Annotated in this window: 13 protein-coding genes; 6 read left to right on the top strand and 7 right to left on the bottom strand. The window is 70.6% G+C overall.

The genetic code is table 11. From position 1 onward, the window contains the following. The first annotated feature begins 110 nt into the window (after positions 1 to 110). From EXU48_RS18415 to EXU48_RS18405, 3 genes are read left to right on the top strand one after another with little or no spacing between them, the layout of a single operon-like run. On the top strand, positions 111 to 1913 hold the full coding sequence (locus tag EXU48_RS18415; RefSeq protein WP_133109137.1) for a glycoside hydrolase family 15 protein: 1803 nt from the start codon (positions 111 to 113) through the stop codon (positions 1911 to 1913). Then, positions 1910 to 2596, top strand: a complete 687-nt coding sequence (locus EXU48_RS18410) for an MBL fold metallo-hydrolase (protein WP_133109136.1) — start codon at positions 1910 to 1912, stop codon at positions 2594 to 2596. Before EXU48_RS18415 ends, EXU48_RS18410 begins: the two co-directional genes overlap by 4 nt. Positions 2597 to 2632: 36 nt before the next feature. Further along, a complete protein-coding gene (locus EXU48_RS18405; RefSeq protein WP_235857122.1) occupies positions 2633 to 2935 on the top strand; it encodes a YciI family protein in 303 nt (100 codons plus the stop codon). Positions 2936 to 3009: 74 nt separating this feature from the next. Here the strand turns inward: EXU48_RS18405 and EXU48_RS18400 are convergent, their stop codons facing one another. Then, positions 3010 to 4026, bottom strand: a complete 1017-nt coding sequence (locus EXU48_RS18400; RefSeq protein WP_133109135.1) for a TerC family protein — start codon at positions 4024 to 4026, stop codon at positions 3010 to 3012. A gap of 335 nt (positions 4027 to 4361) precedes the next feature. Here EXU48_RS18400 and EXU48_RS18395 point away from each other — a divergent pair, with 335 nt between their 5' ends. Further along, positions 4362 to 6431, top strand: a complete 2070-nt coding sequence (locus tag EXU48_RS18395) for a zinc ribbon domain-containing protein (protein WP_133109134.1) — start codon at positions 4362 to 4364, stop codon at positions 6429 to 6431. Between the two features lie 131 nt (positions 6432 to 6562). Then, positions 6563 to 7348: a M23 family metallopeptidase gene (locus EXU48_RS18390; protein WP_133109133.1), complete on the top strand. Its 786-nt coding sequence runs from the start codon at positions 6563 to 6565 to the stop codon at positions 7346 to 7348. Between the two features lie 111 nt (positions 7349 to 7459). Here EXU48_RS18390 and EXU48_RS18385 read toward each other — a convergent pair whose 3' ends face one another. From EXU48_RS18385 to EXU48_RS18360, 6 genes are all read right to left on the bottom strand, one after another. Next, positions 7460 to 8359 (bottom strand): carbohydrate ABC transporter permease, encoded by a 900-nt coding sequence (locus EXU48_RS18385; RefSeq protein ID WP_133109132.1) that lies wholly within the window; start codon positions 8357 to 8359, stop codon positions 7460 to 7462. Further along, positions 8356 to 9372: a carbohydrate ABC transporter permease gene (locus tag EXU48_RS18380; protein WP_133109131.1), complete on the bottom strand. Its 1017-nt coding sequence runs from the start codon at positions 9370 to 9372 to the stop codon at positions 8356 to 8358. Before EXU48_RS18380 ends, EXU48_RS18385 begins: the two co-directional genes overlap by 4 nt. Next, a complete protein-coding gene (gene ngcE / locus EXU48_RS18375) occupies positions 9369 to 10787 on the bottom strand; it encodes an N-acetylglucosamine/diacetylchitobiose ABC transporter substrate-binding protein (protein WP_133109130.1) in 1419 nt (472 codons plus the stop codon). The genes EXU48_RS18380 and ngcE overlap by 4 nt, the downstream gene beginning before the upstream one ends. A gap of 54 nt (positions 10788 to 10841) precedes the next feature. Then, the gene (locus EXU48_RS18370; protein WP_133109129.1) at positions 10842 to 11597 is read right to left on the bottom strand and encodes a sugar isomerase domain-containing protein; all 756 of its coding nucleotides are present in this window, start codon (positions 11595 to 11597) and stop codon (positions 10842 to 10844) included. Further along, on the bottom strand, positions 11594 to 12520 hold the full coding sequence (locus tag EXU48_RS18365; RefSeq protein WP_235857121.1) for a MurR/RpiR family transcriptional regulator: 927 nt from the start codon (positions 12518 to 12520) through the stop codon (positions 11594 to 11596). The genes EXU48_RS18370 and EXU48_RS18365 overlap by 4 nt, the downstream gene beginning before the upstream one ends. 120 nt (positions 12521 to 12640) lie before the next feature. Further along, positions 12641 to 14947 carry a CHAT domain-containing protein gene (locus tag EXU48_RS18360; protein WP_133109128.1) on the bottom strand — a complete coding sequence of 769 codons (2307 nt, stop codon included), beginning with the start codon at positions 14945 to 14947 and terminating at the stop codon, positions 12641 to 12643. A gap of 203 nt (positions 14948 to 15150) precedes the next feature. Here EXU48_RS18360 and EXU48_RS18355 point away from each other — a divergent pair, with 203 nt between their 5' ends. After that, positions 15151 to 16905: a caspase family protein gene (locus EXU48_RS18355; RefSeq protein ID WP_133109127.1), complete on the top strand. Its 1755-nt coding sequence runs from the start codon at positions 15151 to 15153 to the stop codon at positions 16903 to 16905. The last annotated feature ends 16 nt before the right edge of the window (positions 16906 to 16921 follow it).

Raw genomic sequence — 16921 nt, 5'->3', positions numbered from 1 at the left:
CCGTCCCTTGCCCACCCGCGGCCCACCCACGGCCCACCCACGGCTCACCCACGGCCGCCCGGACCCCCGCCCACCTGCGCAGCCGTCCGGGACCGGCCACAATGGCTGGGATGAGCAGCCCACCACCCCCAGCCGCGCCGCCCACCCCGATCGAGGACTACGCCGTCCTGGGCGACTCTCGGACCGCCGCCCTGGTCAGCAGGACCGGCTCGATCGACTGGCTCTGCCTGCCGGCGCTGGACTCGCCGTCCTGCTTCGCGAACCTGCTCGGCACGCCCGAGCACGGACGATGGCTGCTCACCGCACCGGACGCCACCGACGTCACACGTGCCTACGACGGCGGCTCGTTCGTGCTGACCACGGAGTACACCACGGCGACCGGGCGGGCCCGGGTGACCGAGTGGATGCCGATGGAGGACGAGCGCGCCGACGTGCTCCGCCGCATCGAGGGCCTCGAGGGCACCGTGGCCTTCCACCACGAGCTGGCCATCCGGTTCGGCTACGGCACCGTCGTGCCCTGGGTCCGCCGCACCGAGGATCCGGGCGGCGTGGCGGTCATCCGGGCCGTCGCCGGACCGGACGCGCTCACCCTGCACGGCGACCGGCTCCCCCGGGCCACCGGCACGCACCACGAGGACGACTTCGAGGTGAGGGGCGGCGAACGGCTGCAGTTCAGCCTGACCTGGACCCCGTCGTGGGCCGACGGCCCCGAGGCGCTGCCGGCCGACGACTACCTCGGGGCGACCACCGGGATCTGGGATGCCTGGGCGTCGGCGTGCGAGTACCGCGGGCCGCACGCGGACGTCGTGAAGCGGTCCCTGCTGGTGCTCCGGCTGCTCACCAACGACGAGACCGGCGGGATCGCCGCGGCGGCCACCACCTCCCTTCCGGAGGAGTTCGGCGGCGTCCGGAACTGGGACTACCGCTACTGCTGGCTGCGGGACGCCGCGCTCACCCTCGAGGCGCTCCTCGACTTCGGCTACCGCGAGGAGGCCGACGGCTGGCGCTCCTGGCTGCTGCGCGCCGTCGCCGGCGACTATGAGGACCTGCAGATCATGTACCGCATCGACGGCGGCCGGGACCTGCCCGAGCGGGAACTGCCCCACCTTCCCGGCTACGCGGCCTCCACCCCCGTGCGGATCGGCAACGGCGCCGTCGGGCAGGTCCAGAACGATGTGCTTGGCGAGGTGATGGTCGCCCTCGACCAGGCCCGCGAGGCCGGGCTCGTCGAGACCGAGGACTCGTGGTCGTTGCAGGTGCACCTGGTCCAGGACATGCTCGATCGGTGGCGCGGGCCCGACCACGGGATCTGGGAGATCCGCGGCGAGAAGCAGCACTTCACGCAGTCGAAGGTGATGTGCTGGGCGGCCGTCGACCGGGCCATCCGGGGCGTCGAGGTCCACGGCCTGCCCGGCCCGATCGAGCAGTGGCGCGCCGCCCGGGACGAGATCCGTGCCGACGTCCTGGCCCACGGCTACGACCCGGACGCCAACACGTTCACCCAGCACTACGGGTCCACCGAGGTCGACGCCTCCCTGCTGCAGCTGCTCCAGGTGGGGTTCCTGCCCGCCGACGATCCGCGCATCGTCGGCACCGTCACGCGGATCGACGCCGATCTCGCCGACGGGCCGCACGTCATGCGCTACCACACCGCGACCGGCGTGGACGGGCTGCCCGCGGGCGAGCACCACTTCTACGCCTGTTCGTTCTGGCTGGTCGATGCGCTGGCCCGGATCGGCAGGGCTGACGAGGCCGCGGCACGCATGACGGCCCTCGTCGCGACCGTGAACGACCTCGGCCTGCTCGCCGAGGAGTACGACCCCGTCAACACCCGGTTCGCGGGCAACTTCCCGCAGGCGCTGTCCCACCTGGCACTGGTGCGCGCCGCCTACACCCTGGAGGCACTCTCGTGAACAACGCACCATTCGTTCCCGGACATGTCGAGACCGGAGGGCCGGCCGCCCACTGGACCGTGCCCGGTCTGCAGATCCGCAAGGCAAGCGTGTCCGCAGAGGACAACAACTGCTACCTGCTGACCGAGCCCGACGGCGGAACGCACCTGATCATCGACGCCGCCGACGACGCGGCTCGGGTCCTGGCCCTCGTCACCGAGGCGGGTGGTGGGCCGGTGTCCGCCATCGTCACGACCCACCGGCACGCCGACCACCACCGGGCCCTGGCCGAGGTGGCCGAGGCCACGGGTGCACGGGTGCTGGCCGGCTCCGCCGACGCAGACGGCCTGCCGGTCGGCGTCGACGGCGAACTCGCCAACGGCGACACCGTCGCCCTCGGTGCGGTGGACCTCGCCGTGGTCGGGCTGCGTGGGCACACACCCGGTTCGGTGGCGCTCGCCTTCCGCGAGCCCCGGGGCGACGGCGCAGGCCGGGTCCATCTGTTCACGGGCGACTCGCTGTTCCCGGGCGGAGTGGGCCGGACCGGCTCGCCGGAGGACTTCGCCTCACTCCTCGACGACGTCGAGCAGCGCTTGTTCGACGTGTACGACGACGACGCCGTGGTCCACCCCGGGCACGGCGACAACACGACGCTCGGTGCTGAGCGGGGACAACTCGCCCAGTGGCGCGAGCGGGGCTGGTGACCCGTCGGTCACGCCCGGCAAAGTACTGTCGCTGACATGTTGACTACCTTCGCCGTCGAGTACACCTACGACATCACCAGGACCGCCGAGATGGAGGAGATCCGCCCGGTCCACCGTGCCTTCCTGGGCGACCTCCTGGAGCAGGGCACCCTGCTGGCCTCCGGCCCCTGGCTCGACAGTGCCACGCCGGGCGCGCTGCTGCTCGTCCGGGCCGACGACGCCGACGCGGTCCGCCGGATCCTCGACGAGGACCCGTTCCAACGGGCGAAGATCATCACGCACCGGCAGGTGCGGGCCTGGAACCCGGTGCTGGGCCCGTTCACCGCGCGCAAGGACTGAACCGGACCGAGCCGACATGGCGAATGCCGGCGGGACGAGCCCGCCGGCATTCGCGCATCGAAGGTCGGTCCGGGTCAGCGCGGCTCGAGCTCGCGCTCGGACTCCTCGCTCTCGGCCGCGGCGGCGCGCCGCTTGCCGATGGTCAGCGAGGAGATCGTGGTGATCGCGAGGATGCCGACGATGACCACGAGCGAGATGTTCGTGCTGATCTCGGGGATCGCGTGGATCGGCTCGCCGCCGTTGATGAACGGCACCTCGTTCTCGTGCATGGCGTGGATGACCAGCTTGGCGCCGATGAAGGCGAGGATCGCGGCCAGCCCGTAGTTCAGGTAGACCAGCCTGTCGAGGAGCCCGTCGATGAGGAAGAACAACTGCCGCAGACCGAGCAGCGAGAACGCGTTCGCAGCGAAGATCAGGTAGGTCTCCTGGGTCAGCCCGAAGATCGCGGGGATGGAGTCGACCGCGAACAGGATGTCGGCGCTGCCGATCGCGAGCATCACGATCAGCATCGGGGTGATGTGCCGGCGGCCGTCCTGGACCACGAACATCTTGTCGCCCACGAAGCCCTCGGTGGTGGGGAAGACCCGGCGGGTCAGCCGCACCATCGCGTTCTCCTTGAACTCCTCGTCGTCGTCGTTGCTGCCCTTGATCTGGGTGTAGGCGGTGTAGAGCAGGAACGCGCCGAAGATGTAGAACACCCAGGCGAACTCGTTCACGATCGCGGCGCCGAGGAAGATGAAGACGGTGCGCAGCGCGAGCGCGATCACGATGCCGATCAGCAGCACCTTCTGCTGGTACTCCCGGGGAACCCGGAAGCTGGCCATGATCAGGACGAACACGAACAGGTTGTCGACCGAGAGCGACTTCTCGGTGATGTAGCCGGCGAAGTACTGATTCCCGAAGTCGCCGCCCCAGACCAGCCAGACGTACACGCCGAACAGCAGCGCGATCGCGACGTAGCCGGCCGACCAGAGGCCGGCCTCCTTGAGGGAGGGGGCATGCGGCTTGCGGACATGGCCGACGAAGTCGACCGTGAGCATGATGGCGATCAGGCCGAGGGTGACTCCCCAGGCCCAGGGGTGGACATCCACTATTCGAAAACCTCCGGTGAGCGAAACATTGACACCGGAGGTCTCCCTCACCCGAGAACCGGGCCGATGGCACCGAGTCGATCGAGATCGACTGTGATGACGACACCACCGCTTGTGAGGTACTCCCCTCCAACAGGTCACCACCCTACGGCATCGATCCGGACCGGCCTACCGGTTGCGGCGTGTTGCCTCACGACCGGCCGTCGGTATCGCCGACGTGCAGACTCCGGTGCCCTTTCGCGCAGCGACCGGCTCGGTCGGGCACTCCGGGACTACCATGTGGTGGCGTGCCGGCCCATCGTCGAGCCGACGCCCGCACAGCTTGGGGAGATCCCGTGTCGGAGCATGTCTGCGAGAACTGCGGCGCCCGGAACGCGCCGACTGCGCAGTTCTGCCACTCGTGCGACGACTATCTCGGCTGGGACCGCGGGACCGGCACCCTCGGTGGCGAACCGCTCGCCGGCACGACCGGTCACGCCGTCGACACGGTCGTCACCCAGGTCTCGCTGCCGCCCCTCGGCGATCCACACCCGACGGCGGTGCCTCCGGGCGTCGGCACCGCACCGGGGAGCACGGCTCACTCCGGCGGCTCCGCCCGGCCCCCGAGCGCCGGTGCACGCACCGACGGCGCCGTCCACGTGCCGGACCCGGTGATCGAGCCGGCGACCGTGCGACCGGAATCCCTCGCGGTCACGATCGTGGGGCCGGAGGCGACGGCCACACTGACCGTGTTCAACACCTCCACGGTGGTGGACGGGTACCTGGTGGAGGCCGAGTCCACGCCGCCGTGGCTCACCCTCGGCCACGACGAGGTGAACCTGCTCCCCCAGCAGTCCGGCGAACTCGTCCTGAGGCTGACCACCCGGCCCGGCGTCCTCGTGTTCGCGCAGCGCCTGCACCTGCGGCTGGCCGTCCGGTCCCGCGCGGATCCGACCCGGACCACGCCGGTGGACCTCGCCCTGACGGTGCCGCCCGCCGGCCCACCCGCGACGCTCGCCACCAGGCCGACGCTGGTCCGGCTGAAGGACGCCACCCGGGGCGCCTTCATGCTGCAGCTGGACAACCGCAGGGCGAACTACCCACAGACGTTCCGCCTGTCCGGATCGGACCCGGAGTCGGTCGTGCGCTTCGCCTTCAGCCCGGAGCTCGTGCAGGTCCCACCCGGCCAGCTGGTGGAGGCCGAGGCGCAGTTCCGGGCTCCGGCGCCCGAGCCCGGGCGCGAACTGAACCGGCAGCTCACGATCACCGCCACGAATGACAGCGGGCCGATCACCGCGGTTGTCGGACTGACCCAGGTGACCACGCCGGCGCCGGTCGACGCGCCGATCACGATGCGGCTGGAGCCGAGCCGGCTCACCATCGTGAACGCGACCACCGCCGAGTTCGCCGTACGGATCGACAACCGTGGTGGCCACCGCGCCGTCGGCCTCGTCCTCGGTGGGCGAGACCCCGCGAACCAGCTCGCGTTCTCGCTGGTGCCCCAGCGGGTCAACGCGCTGCCCGGTCAGGTGACCACCGTGACGGGACGGGTCCAGACCGGACCGATCGGGCGCGGGGAGGCCGTCTCCCGGCCGTTCACGATCGTCGCCTCCGACGGCGTCCGCGATATCGAGGCCCCGGGTGTGCTCGAGGTCAGCGCCAGCCCCGCGCCGCTGACCAGCGCTGCTCTGCGGATCCGGCCCCGGAACCTGACCCGGGCGGACGACCGGCAGGGCACGTTCGTCCTCGAGGTCGACAACACCCGCGGCCAGGAACACCTGCAGGTGCGCCTGGCCGGGTCGGACGCCCACGGCATGACCGGATTCGTGTTCGACCCACCGGCGATCTCCGTGCCGCCGCACGCGGTCGGGACCGTGCGGCTGCGCGTGGACAGTCCACGGCCGCCGATGGGCGAGACGGTCACCCGGGAGCTGCAGATCAGCGCGAGCGACGGTGCCGGCAGCATCGGCGTGGAGGCCGCGTTCACGCAGGTGTCCTCCGACCGGCGACCCCTGGTCAAGAACCTGCTCGTGCTGCTGGGCACCGCGTTCGTCATCGTGGGAGCGCTGCTGCCCTGGGGCACGTTGAACCTGGACCCCAGCCTCTCCGGGCTGGACCAGATCAACCTCGTGGTGCGCAACCTCGATCAGGCGCTGCCCCTGATCCTCGTCGTCGAGGCCGGGCTGCGGGTCCTGCTCGCCCTGCTCGCGCTGGTCATGGCGTTCGGCCTGAACGGCCGATCCGGCGGCACCATTCGCCGGACGGCCCTGCTGATCCTGCTGCTCTCGGTCGGGTACGTGATCACCCTGGCGACCGGACAGGTGGACGCGCTCGGCGGGCTGTCCGGGCTGGCGCCGGGGATCTTCGCGGTCTGGTTGGGGGCCCTGCTCGGATACATCGGCGGGGTGCTGGCCCGGTCCCGATAGCCCCGAGCGCCGGGCCGGGCGGGCCCGGACGGGCCATTGTCCTCACCTGCCGTCACGGCGCACACTTGACCCATCGCGCCCGCCACCGGCCGACGACGACCGGCGTGACGCCCAGCCCCGAGGAGCGCGCCATGCAGAACCCATCCGTCGGCCGCGTCAGCAGCGAGTTCGGCACGCCGCGGCCGGCCGGCCCGCACGCCGGGATCGACCTCAAGGGTCCCGAGGGTCAACCCGTGTTCGCAGCGTTCGCGGGGCAGGTGATCAAGACCGCGACCGCCCAGGTGCCGGGTAGCACCACGTCCGGCCGGGCTCCGCAGCGCACCGGAAACGGTGCTCGCGTCCGCAATCCGGACGCCGAGCAGCAGGTGTACAACCACACGATGCCGGTCGTGTTCGAGGGCGATGCCGTCAAGGAGGGCCAGTTCATCGGCTACCTCGACACCAGCGGTCAGCAGACCGGCACCCACCTGCACTTCGAGACCTGGGACGCGGGTGGCCGCCCGCGCAACCCGCGCGCGGCATTCACCAAGTTCGGCGTCGCACCGGGCTCGGGGGCGCCGTCCGCGGCCCGCGGACAGTTCCTGCCGTTGCGCTCCGACGGCAACTTCGGCCACCGCACGATCACCGAGCTGCAGCGGGCCCTCGCGAGAACCGGCCGGTACCGGGGTGCCATCGAGGCCGACGGCGGCGCGCACGCCTTTCCCGGACCGAAACTGTTCACGGCCTACCAGCAGTTCCTGCAGGCCAAGGGCCAGCCGGTGGGCGCGATCGATGGTGGCTTCCGCGCCGTCTCGGTGAAAGCCGAGCAGGGCTGGCTGCGGGCGTCCGGGTTCCTGGCCGGAGGCACCCCCGGAACGCGCGACCGCGCGACCATCAAGGCGCTCCAGGCGGCGCTGAACGCGAGGGCGTTGGGCTGACCGCCGAACCCGCGCGGCCGCCACGCAGACGGGCCGGGTCGCGTGAACCTCGATCCACGCGACCCGGCCCGACCTCGCCCACCGACGTTCGCCGGAACGCCTATCGCGTCGTCACTTCATCGTGCCCTGGGACACCGAGCCCTGCAGCTGGCGCTGGAAGATGACGTAGACGATGAGCACCGGGACCACGGTGATCACCACGGCGGCGAACAGCGAACCGAAGTCGACGGCGTATCCGGCCGACGACGCGAAGCCCGCCATACCCTGGGACAGCACGTAGTTGTCCTGGTCGGTGTTCAACGCCACCGGGAGCAGGAACTGGTTCCAGAGCCCGAGGAAGTTGAAGATCGCCACCGACGCCATGCCCGGCCGGGCCATGGGCAGCATCACCTGGAAGAACGTGCGCCACTCGCCTGCCCCGTCGACGGCGGCCGCCTCGGAGATCTCCTCCGGGAGCCCGCGGAAGAACGAGTACAGGAAGAACACCGTGAACGGCAGCGCGAACGCGACGTACGTGAGGATCAGGCCGGGCAGCGTGTTCAGCATGCCGATGTTCCGCAGCACGAAGAACAGCGGCACGATCGCCAGGAACACCGGGAACGTGAGCCCGGCCAGCATCAGGTAGTAGATCGCCCGCCGGCCGGGGAACGCGAACCGGGCCAGCACGTACGCGCACATGCCGCCGAGCAGCATCACGAGCACGAGCGCGAACCCGACCACGATCACCGTGTTCAGGAACATCCCGCCGATGCCGGCCTCCGACCACGCCGAGACGTAGTTGTCGAAGCTCCACTCCGCCGGCAAAGCGAACGGCGACGCGAAGATCTCCGAGGAGGTCTTGAACGAGGACAGCAGGGTCCACAGCAACGGCAGGATGACGATGATCGACCAGAGGATCAGCACGGTGTGGGACACCGTGGCCACCGCGCGATCCCCGCCCGCCGTCTCGCCGTTGCGCCCCGGGGCTGCCACCGGCGGGGCCGGGGTGCCGGTGCTCGTGACCGTGGTCATGCTCGTCCTCCTTCGTCGCGGCCGCCGGTCGCCCAGTTGATGATGAACACGAGGGCGGCGAACAGCAGGGTGATGATGGCCAGCACCACACCCATCGCACTCGCATACCCGAACTGACCCTGCGTGAACGCGGTCCGGAACAGCTGCTGGGACATCACCAGGGTGGAGTTGTCCGGCCCGCCGCTCGGGTTCAGCGCCTGCACGAACACGAACGCGTCGAGCGCCATGATGCCGAGGTAGATGAACGCCGTCTGCACGTTGTCCCGGATCAGCGGGATCACGATGGAGACCGCAGAGCGGAACCGTCCGGCGCCGTCGATCCGGGCGGCCTCCAACGTCTCCGCCGGCACGCCCTTGATCGCGGCGATGAACAGCAGCATGTAGAAGCCCACGGCACCCCAGATGATCACGAACATGGTCACCGGAAGTGCCGTGCTCACCTTGCCCAGCCAGGCATAGGACTCGAACTGATCGAAACCGAGGCCGGTCAGGATGCCGTTCAGCAGCCCGGCGGAGGGGTCGAACATCTGTCGCCAGATCAGGGCGATCACGATGGCGGGGATCACGTACGGGAAGAACGAGACCACCCGGTAGAAGCTGGAGTTGCGGATGCCTCGGATCTGGCCCCGGCTGGAGCCACCCACGGTGATCAGGGTCGCGAACGTCAAGGCGATCACGATCGTCACCAGCGGCACCACGATGGCGATCTTGATGCTGTTGCCCATAGCCCGCATGAAGATCGGATCGTTGATCAGCTTCTCGAAGTTGCCGAGGCCGATCACGTTGAACTCCGCCGTGAAGCCGGTCCAGTCCGTCATCGAGTAGAACACCGCCTGGATGAACGGCCAGATCACGAAGATCAGGAAGATCGCCAGCGGCAGCCCGAGGAACACCAGCATGAAGCTGACGTAGTCGAACGACAGCCGGCGCCGCCGGGACCCCCGGGACGGCAGCCGCCGCCTCCGGGGGCCCACGGCTGCGGCGACCGCATCCGAGGCATCGGTCGCGGTCATTGGACCTCGATCTTCGTGATCGAGTCATCCTCCCGGATCCGGTCCGTGAGGCCCTGCAGGTCGGCGGTGAGCTTCTCCACCGTGCTCTGCCCGTCCAGGAACGAGTTCCAGAACACGAGCTGCTCCTGGTTCATGCCGTAGGTGGCGACGAAGTTGTAGGTGAAGATGTCGTCGCCGGCCGCCGAGAGCATGTCCGTCTGCGAGACCAGGGCGGTGGAACCGAAGCCGTCCTCGGGCACCAGGTCCTTGATCACCGTCGGGGCGAGCTTCGTCCTGCTGAAGTTCTCCGCCGACTCCTTCGAGAGCATGGTGCGCAGCAGTTCCTTGCCGCCCGCGACGCTGGCGGCGTCGGTCGGCACGATGAACGGCTCGCCGGCCGTGGAGTGCAGTGCGGTGGCCGGGAACGTCGAGTCCGCGGTGACCGGGAACGTGTTCGTGCCCGTCATCTCGAACCCGTCCGCCGTCTGGTCCTTCATCTCGTTCTCGATCCAGGAGCCGGACGGGTACAGCAGCGCCTCCTGGTTGTTGCTCCACTGTGCCTGCGCCGCGGTGAACTGGGTGCCGGAGCCACCGGGCTTCATGTAGCCGAGGTCGATGATCTCCTTGAACGCCGTGAACACGGACTGGATGGCCGGGTGCGACCAGCAACCCTCCTCCAGGTTCTCCAGGGCCAGACGAACCTCGTCCCCGCCCTCGATGATCGCGGAGTCGATGCACAGCGTCTGGTAGTAGGTGGCCGCCTCGGTACCGAAGAGGAACAGGTACTTGCCCTGCTCCGCCGCTGCGGCTCCGAGCTCCTTGGCCTCGGCCCAGGTCGTGGGCGGGGTCCAGCCGTTCTCCTCGAACAGGCTCGCGGAGTACCAGAGCGCGTACACGGTGAGGACGTAGTTGATCGCGGCGAGCTTGCCGTCGAACGTGCCCGGTGCGAGCACCCCGCCGTAGAGGGTGTCCCGGATCGTGGTGCCCTCGAGGTTCGGTGCGTCGATGACGTCGGTGAGGTCCTCGAGCTGGTCCAGAATCGTGTTGAAGCCCATCGACTGCGCGCCCGAGTTGTCGATCAGGTCGGGCGGGTTACCGCCGACGAACCGGGGCTGCAGCTCGGTGGCGATCTGGGTGGAGGACTGCACCTCGACGCTGGAGCCGTCGTGCGTCTGGGCCAGGATGTCGGCGGCGAACTCGACGTAGTCGATGCCGTAGCCACCGTCGAAGATGACGGCGTCGACCACGGTGTTCTCCGCCATACCGAACGGGTTGGTGTCCGACGCCTCGCCGGTGTTGCCGCCGTCGGTCGGGTCGTCGCTGCCACCGCCGGTGGCGCAGGAGGCGAGGGCACCCGCCGCGGGGATACCGATCGCAGCCGCGAGTGCGCCCTGCAGGACGGAGCGCCGGTTCATCGGTACGTGTTGGACGGTCATTGTCGTTGCCTTTCTTCGGGGGAGGCGGCGGCGGGTTACCGGGACGCCTGAGGGTCAGACACTCCAGCGGATCCTGCCGCGATACAGGTGCTGCAGTGCCTGGTTGTGCTCATCACCGCCGGGGACGTTGGCGGAGAGGTAGACGGGTGGCATCCCACCCGCGTCGGCGAGGCGCTGGGCCACACCGATGGTCAACAGTTGGGCGATGAACGCCCCGGTGATCGAGGAGACGGCGCCCACACCGACGCCGTCGGCGACGGTCAGGGTGGTGTCCCCACGGGGGGCCAGGTTGTCGATGACGACATCGGCGATCTCGGCCAGCCGCAGTCCGCTCGGGTGCTGCGGCTCGACGCTGTTCGTGTGCTCGAGACTGGTCACCGCTATGACCTTGTGGCCGCGCCCCTTGACGGCCTGCGCGAGCCCGACGACGGAGGAGTTCACCCCGGAGTTCGAGGCGATCACGAACACGTCCGGCTCACCGATCCGGGTCACGCGCAGCAGTTCGGCGACCACCGTCTCGTCCCGTTCGAGCTCGCTGCCGTACAGGGCGGCGGGCTCACGGCCACCGAACAGCACCACGTCCCGCAACGCGATCCCGTTGGTGGGGATCAGGCCGCCGGCGCGCCCGGCCATCTCCATGGCGAACGCCTGCGAGTGGCCGGTCCCGAACGCCTGGATCACGCCGCCGGCGTCGAGGGCCGTGACCATGAGGTCGATGGCCGGGTCGTAGGCGCCGGCTTCCGCGGCCGCGGCGAGCCGTTCGAGCCGGTCGGTGGACTCGGCGAGGAGGTCGGGTGCGGCGGCGATCATGAGGCCGTCCCTTCGCGGTCGGCGGAGGCGAACCGGCGGTGCCCGGAGACGGCCCGGGCGGACGCCGCGATCTTGTTCACGCTGTCGGTGAAGTCCTGCTGGATCACGAGGAGGTAGATCAGGTCCAGGACGAACAGCTGCGAGTGCTTCGCGGACAGGTCAGCCGGGTGCAGGTACTGCTCCGGCACCGACGCGGTCAGGCAGACGTCGGCGAGCTGCCCGAGCGGCGACGAGTTCCGGTTCGTGATCGCCACCGTGAACGCCCCGGACGTCCGGGCCCGGCCGAGCATCTCGATCGTCTCCTTGGTGCGGCCGCTGTTCGAGATCCCGATCGCGATGGTGCCCTCGTCCTGGATCGACGCGCTCGCCAAACCGGCGTGCACGTCACCCCAGGAGTGCGCGTTGATCCCGATCCGGTAGAGCCGGTTCTCGAGCTCGTCCGCCATCGCGGCGCTACCCCCGGTGCCGTAGATGTCCAGGTGCCGGGAGGTCGCGATGCGCTTGGCCACCACCGCACACTCATGGAGGTCGATCGTGCCGGCCGTGGCCCGCAGGGACCGGATGTGGGCGTTCAGGAGGGTCCGCAGCACGGCCTGGGGCGGATCGGTCGGCGAGAGCGTCCGGCCGATCTCGGTGCGCCACTGGTCGTCGGGCTCGCCCCGGCCGCTGTCCGCCGCGACCGCCACCTTGAACTGCACGTAGCCGGGGTATCCGAGCTGACGGCAGAACCGGGTCACCGTGGCCGCCGACGTGCCCGCCCGGTCGGCGAGCTCGGTGATGGAGAGCTCGAGCGGCGCCGACGGTTCGGAGAGCAGCAACTCACCGATCTTCGACATGGTCGCGGACATCTGCGGGAGGTGGGCCTGGATGCGCTCGACCATGCGGAGCGTGCCGTCCGCGGTCTCGACCGGATCCTGTGCCACTGAAAATTCCTCTCACGACGTCGTGGGTATCGCTGAAAGGTATTCTCGGGTGCGGCGTGCGTCAAGTGGATCGGCGCCGATCGAGGTCCCGATTTGATAACGACCCGGCGGAACCGCCGGTCAGTCGTTCGGGTCCACCAGGACCACGGTGTGCCAGCGCCCCGGCGTGTTCTGGACCTGGGCGCTGCGGATCGGGTTCGAACTGATCATCCGGGACAGCCGGGTCGGTGCGGACCCGCCGTCCACCCGGGCGTCACTGACGTTCAGGTTCATCCCGAACACCTCCCCGCGCGTCGGGGGTGAGGTCACGTTGAGGACGCTCCAGGGGATGGCCGCCTCGACGGCGTAGCCGCGCTCGACGTTCCGCAGCTCGGCGGCGACGCCGAGGTCGCCGATCGAGGGCTCGAACGTCGTCCCGTTGCTCCGGCCAGGGGCGTTCGCGGCGGTGAGCACCCGATCCGTCGTGACTCCGAACAGCACGTGCAGGTCGTCGGGACGCAGCGGGTCGGCGTCGCCGAGGCCCGCGGGATCGGATCCGAACTCGAACGAGACACCGTCGCCGTTCCAGTACTGGGACGGCGATCGCGGATCGACCGCGGTGCGCGCCGGGTCCACGACATCCACCTGCACGTACAGGAACTCGCGGGTCCAGACGAGCCGCCAGGTGCTGGAGAACGAAGGGTCGGTCGCACCCGCGAGCTCCGCCGGCGCGACGATCGAGGCCACCCGCACGGTCGGCACCAGTGCCCACTCCGACATGTCCCCGTCGATCACCGGTGCCCGGAGCGCGCACGGGACGCTCACGAGGTCCGCCCGTGCGGCCGGCACGGCCGCCTCGGAGCCGCAGGCGACGATCACGTCGTCGTCCCCGCCCCCGGACCGGGTGCCCGGCGCGAGCCACTGCAGGGCCACGTAGCCGCCCACCCCGACGACGGCGAGGACCAGGGCGAGCACGGCGGCGATCGTCAGCCGGCGCCGCGACGCGGCCGGGGTATGACGGTGCGGCGGTAGCGGCGCGTGCAGAGCGTGCGGCTCGGCGTTGACCTGTGCGGGGTGGACCTGCTCGGTACCGAACTGCTCGGTTTGGAGCCGCTCGGTTTGGAGCTGCTCGGCGGTAACCGCGGCACCGGCACCGGTCTGCATCCACGCGAGCATCGACGCCGCCGGGGCGTCGTCGGGGTTCTCCGCGACCAGTTGCTGCAGGAGCGGCACCGCCACGCCCGGAGTGCCGGCGGCGGCCGCCTCATGGGCGGCGGACCGCATGGCGTCCCAGTGCCGGTCCCGGCTGGGCATGGCGACCGGCCCGGAGAGCAGGAACGGGTGCTCAGCCGCCGATCGCAACAACACCGGTGTGCCCCATTCCGAGCTCTCGTCGGAGAGGTAGATGGCTTTCCGGGCCTCGACCATCGCCTCCTCGACCGACCGGCCACTCGCCAGCGCGTAGTAGAACTCGTGCGAGAACGCGATGGCGGCACGATCGGAGATCTCCGACTGCATCGCCACGACGGCCGGCAGTCCCTGCCGGACCAGGGTCTGCCCGACGCCGGAGAACACGTCCTGGCCCGAGGACTGCGCACCCTGACAGGCGTTCAGCACGGCCAGCTGGAGTGCCTTCGCGTCGTGCAGGAGCGTGCCCAGCTTCACGGCGGGGATGAGATGGGAGGTGCCGTGCCCGCCGGGGACCGCGTCGTCGCGCTCCAGGAGCAGGACGCCCGTGCCGGCGGCGTCGTCGAACGCGCCGTGCCCGATGAAGTGGAACACGTGGAAGTCGTCGTAGATCGCGCGTTGCAACTCGCTGTGCGTCGCGGACTCGACGAACTCCAGTTCGAGTGAGCCGGAGGCGACCAGGTCGGCCGTCGTGGTGCGCAGCAGGTCCTTCTCGCGCTCGACGTCGAGCGGGGCCACGTCCCTCGGACTGGACACGAGAACGAGGACGCGCAGCGGCGGGTCCAGACGCACCTGGGTGGTCCGGACAGGCGTGTCGAGGAACCGCACCAGCGGCGTGTCGGTGGACAGTGTGAGGAACCGGTTCAGCTCGCTCGCGTACAGGTACTCCCACGGCACACCGGCCAGTTCCGGGGCGCCGCCCAGGTGCAGCCGGATGCGCAGCCCCTTGCCGGCCTGCTCGGCGATGGACAGGCTGGCATCGAAGCAGTGCCGGACGTCGTCGACGAAGACGGCGTCGTGGAGCCGTCGTCCCACTCCCTCCACGTCGACGGGATTCGGGGTCAGCGAGATGCCCCGGGCAGGTGTGCGCGCCGGGCCGGTCGCGACCAGGAAGCGGGCGACCTCCATCGCGGTGAACGGCAGCACGAACGGGGCATCCGCCACACCCGCGGGCGAACCCAGGACGCGGGCGCGCACCGACCCGCCCGGCTCGGCGACCAGGGCCAGATCGAGATCGAGATAGGCACGCACTTCCGTCACCTCCACTCCGCGGTTCGCGTTCGTCGGTGAACGCCGAGGGCGGAGCCTTGGCGTCCATTGTCCGACCGGTGCGTGCGGCCGGACAAGGAATCGGCGTGTGATCCTGGGACGGCGACCGATTCACCCGTGGCCGGCTCCGGAATCACCCGCGCCCACCGGCAGATCGGGTCAGACTGGTTCCAGGGAGCGATCAGGGAGGAGCCATGGCCGGCACCGTCCGCGCGCTGCTCGTGGGCATCGACGACTACGTGGCGATCACCGGGCTCGCCGGCTGCGGCCACGACGTCGCCGCCGCGGAGCAGCTGCTGCGGGTGCGCGCGGACTCCTCGGGTGCGGCGCTCGAGGTGCGCACGCTGCGCGATGCCGAGGCGACCCGGGAGGCCCTGATCGCCGCGTTCGTCGAGCATCTGGGACGGACCGGGGCCGACGACGTCGCGGTGTTCTGGTTCAGCGGCCACGGCTCCCAGGAACAGGCCCCCGAATCGACCTGGTATGCCGAGCCCGACCGGCTGGTCGAGACCTTGGTGCCGCACGACTCCCGCACCCCCGGCGTGTTCGATCTGGCGGACAAGGAACTCGCCCAACTGCTGGGCCTGGCCGCGGCCCGAGGCGGTCACGTGCTGGCCGTCCTCGACTGCTGTCACTCGGGCAGCGGCACCCGCGGCGTCGACCGCGATGCCTCGGAGGTCGGCATCCGCGCTGCCCCTGCCGATGACCGGATCCGGCCGCCGGGCATCGAGGGCTCCATCCCGGGCACCCGCGGCCTCGGCGAACCGGTCGGCACCGGTCCCGGCGACGGCCCGGCCGTGCACTGGGTGGCGCTCTCGGCCTGCCGCTCCGATCAGAAGGCCAAGGAACGCCCGGTGCGTGGCCTCACGCGCGGTGTGCTCTCCGCCGGTCTCGAGCGTGCCCTGACCGGCGCGATCGGGCCACTCTCCTACCGGGACATCCACCGGATGTGCAGCGCGGCCACCCTGGATCTCGTCCGGGACCAGACCCCGCAGCTCGAGGTGGCCGACCCCGCCGACCTCGACCGGCCCTTCCTCGGCGGCGCCGCGGTGCTGGCGGCGCACCCCTTCACCGCGAGCATCCGCGGCGGTCGGTGGCTTCTCGACGGCGGCGCGGTACATGGGCTCCCGGACGTCGCCGAGGGCCGCACGGAGGTGGCGCTGTTCCCGATCGGTGCGGATCGATCCGGGCCCGCGCCCGAGGGCTCCGCCGCCCCACTCGCCCGGGGCGTCCTCACCGAGGTGCGGGTCGGCGAGAGCGAGGTCGAGATCACCGACGGCGCGGGCTCGCTCGATCAGGCGCGCACCTATCGCGCGAGCGTGGGTCGCGCGGGCCACGCGCCCGGCGGCCCGGCGACCGGAGCCGGGGACGATGCCACGGACGCCGGCCACCCGGGCCGGGAGGCCCACATCGCGCGCTGGCACGACCTGCTCGACCGGCGCAACCCGGGCACCGCGATCCCGGTCGGGGCCGTGGAGGTGGTGATCTCCCACCCGGACGGCACGCCGCTGCCGGTCGCCGGTACCGTCGAGGTGCCCTGCCCACGCGGGCAGCGGTGGGCACCGGTGCGGATCCGGGTCACGAACCGGCTCGGTCCGCGCCTGTTCTGCGCGTTGTTCGCACTCACCGAGAACCACGGCGTGGTGCCGTTGCTGCCCGGCGGTGGCGCCTGGCTCGCGCGCGGCGAGGAGGCGTGGGTCCTCGACGCCGCCGGTGACCCGAGCGTGCGGATGACGGTGGCCGAGGGACGCGACCGGGCCGTGGACGTGCTGAAGCTGTTCGTGAGTACCGTCGAGTTCGACGCGCAGCAGATGCAGCAGGCCGAGCTGAGCCCCGAGCGCAGCCGCGGGCTGACCCTGGACCCGGCCGCCCTCGACGCGGACGCCGCCGCCGTGTCCGCGCAGGACTGGACCACGGCGGAGTGGGTGGTCACCACCCTGGCCACGTGAGCGGGGGCGCGGGCCG

This window comes from Occultella glacieicola, from assembly GCF_004353825.1.
In the GTDB taxonomy this organism is placed as follows: domain Bacteria; phylum Actinomycetota; class Actinomycetes; order Actinomycetales; family Beutenbergiaceae; genus Occultella; species Occultella glacieicola.
This window is presented reverse-complemented; position numbering and strand designations above follow the sequence as displayed.

Excerpts from the sequence above, each read along its gene's own strand:
- EXU48_RS18415 (WP_133109137.1), top strand. The coding sequence starts at position 111 with ATGAGCAGCCCACCACCCCCAGCCGCGCCGCCCACCCCGATCGAGGAC.
- EXU48_RS18405 (WP_235857122.1), top strand. The coding sequence starts at position 2,633 with ATGTTGACTACCTTCGCCGTCGAGTACACCTACGACATCACCAGGACC.
- EXU48_RS18390 (WP_133109133.1), top strand. The coding sequence starts at position 6,563 with ATGCAGAACCCATCCGTCGGCCGCGTCAGCAGCGAGTTCGGCACGCCG.
- EXU48_RS18385 (WP_133109132.1), bottom strand. The coding sequence starts at position 8,359 with ATGACCACGGTCACGAGCACCGGCACCCCGGCCCCGCCGGTGGCAGCC.
- EXU48_RS18380 (WP_133109131.1), bottom strand. The coding sequence starts at position 9,372 with ATGACCGCGACCGATGCCTCGGATGCGGTCGCCGCAGCCGTGGGCCCC.
- ngcE (WP_133109130.1), bottom strand. The coding sequence starts at position 10,787 with ATGACCGTCCAACACGTACCGATGAACCGGCGCTCCGTCCTGCAGGGC.
- EXU48_RS18370 (WP_133109129.1), bottom strand. The coding sequence starts at position 11,597 with ATGATCGCCGCCGCACCCGACCTCCTCGCCGAGTCCACCGACCGGCTC.
- EXU48_RS18355 (WP_133109127.1), top strand. The coding sequence starts at position 15,151 with ATGGCCGGCACCGTCCGCGCGCTGCTCGTGGGCATCGACGACTACGTG.